Source organism: Streptomyces sp. NPDC058086 (genome assembly GCF_042885015.1).
Classification (GTDB): Bacteria; Actinomycetota; Actinomycetes; order Streptomycetales; family Streptomycetaceae; genus Streptomyces.
Window position 1 is genome coordinate 1 of the sequence record NZ_JBHVST010000256.1, and the last position, 3,066, is coordinate 3,066.

Consider the following 3,066-nt stretch of genomic DNA (forward strand, 5'->3'; position numbering starts at 1 on the left):
CTTCAGAACCAGTGAAGTCAGGATGATCAAGAGATCGCAGAGTGGCTCACTTTTCATCCGCCGTCCGTGGCCCTCGTTTCACCCGTTGCCGAGAGCTGCGTTGCCGTCACTGCCACCCCTTCGCCGAATGCAGAGCTCTCTCATAGTTTGTCCCGACTCCTGACCATCCGGGAGTGGCGCGTCGCGGAATCTGAAGTGCCGGAGACATCCAGCGCACCAAGTTCGAGAGACGCCTTAGTCCGGAAAAGGGCATGCGCGCTGGTCGAACTGCTCGCCCAGCGCATCCTGGAGCACGGGCTCCCGCTTACCGCCCGGCACCTCCATGCCCACCTTCCCCGCGTCTTGGACCAGCAGGCTCCGGGCCAACCGCAGTGGAAGCGCTGCGGCCACGGCCCTGGAGAACTACACCCCGGCGACCAGGCCGTGCTCGACGCGTTCAAGATGATGCCCATCGCCCGCACCAGCACGACCGTCTGAACACACCCCGCCGACACCACCAGCCACACAACCCGGAGCGCCGCGCCCGCCATCCTGCAGGTGCGGCGCTCCCCCTTTCAGCAAGGAGCCACAGATGCCCCTCAGCCCACCGGCACCGGAGCGAGCCCAGCAGCTGCTGGCGCAGCTGGAGCGGTACGGATCCCACGAGAACGGGAAGCTCGCCGTCGGCCGACGCCTCCTGCAGGACCACCCCGACCTGCCGCTGACCGGCCTCGCGATCTCCCGAAGCACCTGCCCCGAGCCGGGCCGCCCCCTGCACAGCCTCATCCTGCGCGTCGGTGAACACGACACCGACGGCATCACCGCGTGGGCGCGCGCCCTGGGCACCGAGCCGGTCATCGACGGCGCCCGCTGCCGACATCCTGGCCGCCACGAGCGCCTACTACCGCGACACTTGCGGCCAGCGTCTGCGCCCGTTCGATGGCCACGTCCTCGCCGACAGCATCACGCGCGGCTGGGGCCGGTTCGTCGCCTATCCCACCTGCACCGAATGGCAGATTCACAGCGCTTCGGAGGATCCCCCGGCACCCTCCCCGTCATCTGGATGTACGCCCAGGACGGCCACACGCAGGACTTCGGGTCCCTCGATCGCTGCCCGGCCTGCGAACGCCCCAGCCGCGGCCTTGACTACCACCCCGAGACCAGGCAACGCGTACACGCCTGCCCCTTTCCCGCCTGCCGGCACCAGTGGCCCGTCACCGACACCCCGTGGCCCGCGCCGATCCCCGCGGCTACCGAGCACCACCACGACGTTCGCGCCGCCCTCGCCACCCGCTGACCCGCCCCACCCCTCGCGCGGCGGCCCGCACCTGCGCGGCCGCCGCGCCCAACCGCTACTTCGTACGAGCCTGGAGGCCCCGTGTACGACTCTTCATCGGACATGGGACATGCGCTTCTACGACAGGGACTACCGATGACACGAGCAGGGACAGCCGGTTCCCGGACATGCCCCGGCGCGATAGGCGCGATCGACCAACCCACGTTCTTGCAAGGCGAGCAGTAGCCTGCCGAATCCAGCGGCCGAGTCGCTGTCGGACACCTCCTCGGCGGATGCTTCAGCAAGCTTGCGGCGTGCGACGGCGAAGCCACAGGCGTATTCGGCTACATGCCACGCAACGAGTGCATCGAGATAATCGATTGCCTCGTCCCTCCGCTGACCAGGGCGGACAACACCCCGGACTAAGGCGGTGCGACCTGCTTCAATCCGCTCGAAGCACCAGAGCACGGTGAAGTAGGAGGTCAGCGCCAGGCTCCAGTCAGCCGGGGTGGACGAAGAGCCGAAGTCGCCATAGTGAAGGGTTCCGACGGTCTTGCGAGCCGCGGCGACTTCACCGGTGGTCAGATCATGATGCAAGGCTCGGGCGCCTTCGAAGCGTGCTCGACGGTGTTCGGACCGGAATGCGAGTAGGGCAACGGCCACCGCTGCCAGTGCCAGCGCCGTCGACGACACCCCAGCTAAAGCTGACCAATCGTCTGCCCCCATGTGCTTATCCCTTCCTCCGGGAGGGCTCTCCCCCAACAGTTGCAGCGTCGGGCGTAACTCTGTCCGCCTTCGCCCGCCGCTATGCGGACATGGCCACGCACACCGCTTCCCCGACCCGCACGTGCCGCGCAGAAGGGACGTCCGGGGGCGGCCACCGCATCCGGCCAAGTACGCCCACGGTCGCCCCCCCCGCACGGGTTTTCTGAACGTGTCGACCAGGTCCGCCAGTTCATGTCGGCAACTCATGTCGTCACCTCGCCCCACTCCCCCGCACCCGGATCGCCCGAGTCGGTGCGCGGCCGCGAGCTTGCAGCTGAAGTTTCTGTGGGAGTTGTTCCTGGTGCCGCTCGCCGAGGAGATGGCGCCCGGCGTACGGGCGGCCCTGGACGCGTTCGGTCCCGATGCCGTCGGCGCCGATCAACAGGCGCTCGCTGGCGGGGTGATGGCGGAGCGACTCGGTGTGCCGTGGGCCACCTCGGCCAGCACGTCGGCCGAGTTCACCGACGTCCTGGCGGGCATGCCCAGAGTCGCGGACTGGCTGGACGGAGTCCTCCGGGACCTGCGCAGCCGGATCGGCGACCCGTCCGGCACTGCCGACCCCCGCTTCTCCCTGCACCTGGTACGGAGTTCGTGGGACCGGACGCCCGACGGGACGGGCAGATCCGCTATGTCGGCCCCTCGATCGTGGACCGTCCCGCCGGATCCGACTTCCCCTGGGACTGACTCGACGACTCCCATTCCCGCGTCCTCGTGACGCTCGGCGCCGCCGACACCGATGTGGGGGCGCCCGTCCTGGGCGGGTGCCTGGCATTCGTGCGCGAACGGACCGACCGGCTGCGGGAGGTGATCGTCGACCCAGGCCGCGCGCTCGGCGCCGACACCCACGACAAGGACGTCCTCGTTCTCCCCCTCGGTCCCTCAACTCCCGCTCCTGGAACGGGTGGACGCGGTAGCCTGCCAGGCCAGTCACAACACCGTGTGCGAGGCCCTCTAGGGCCTGTGTGACGTCGTGATCAATCTTGCCGATCCGGATCCGCCTGGAAGGCGGATCCGGTAGGAAGACGATCGTGACGCGCAGGCAACTC

4 protein-coding genes are annotated in these 3,066 nt (G+C 68.6%); 3 read left to right on the top strand and 1 reads right to left on the bottom strand.

All coding sequences use genetic code 11. The features are described from left to right. The first annotated feature begins 342 nt into the window (after positions 1 to 342). Both ACFVWD_RS57970 and ACFVWD_RS57975 read left to right on the top strand, forming a co-directional pair. Positions 343 to 477 (top strand): hypothetical protein, encoded by a 135-nt coding sequence (locus tag ACFVWD_RS57970; protein ID WP_389607218.1) that lies wholly within the window; start codon positions 343 to 345, stop codon positions 475 to 477. A gap of 94 nt (positions 478 to 571) precedes the next feature. Further along, complete coding sequence (locus tag ACFVWD_RS57975) at positions 572 to 1,276, top strand: hypothetical protein (protein WP_389607220.1); 705 nt, start codon at positions 572 to 574, stop codon at positions 1,274 to 1,276. 129 nt (positions 1,277 to 1,405) lie between these two features. Here the strand turns inward: ACFVWD_RS57975 and ACFVWD_RS57980 are convergent, their stop codons facing one another. After that, the gene (locus tag ACFVWD_RS57980; RefSeq protein ID WP_389607224.1) at positions 1,406 to 1,981 is read right to left on the bottom strand and encodes a hypothetical protein; all 576 of its coding nucleotides are present in this window, start codon (positions 1,979 to 1,981) and stop codon (positions 1,406 to 1,408) included. Positions 1,982 to 2,288: 307 nt separating this feature from the next. Here ACFVWD_RS57980 and ACFVWD_RS57985 point away from each other — a divergent pair, with 307 nt between their 5' ends. Further along, on the top strand, positions 2,289 to 2,735 hold the full coding sequence (locus ACFVWD_RS57985; RefSeq protein ID WP_389607226.1) for a hypothetical protein: 447 nt from the start codon (positions 2,289 to 2,291) through the stop codon (positions 2,733 to 2,735). Positions 2,736 to 3,066: the final 331 nt, after the last annotated feature.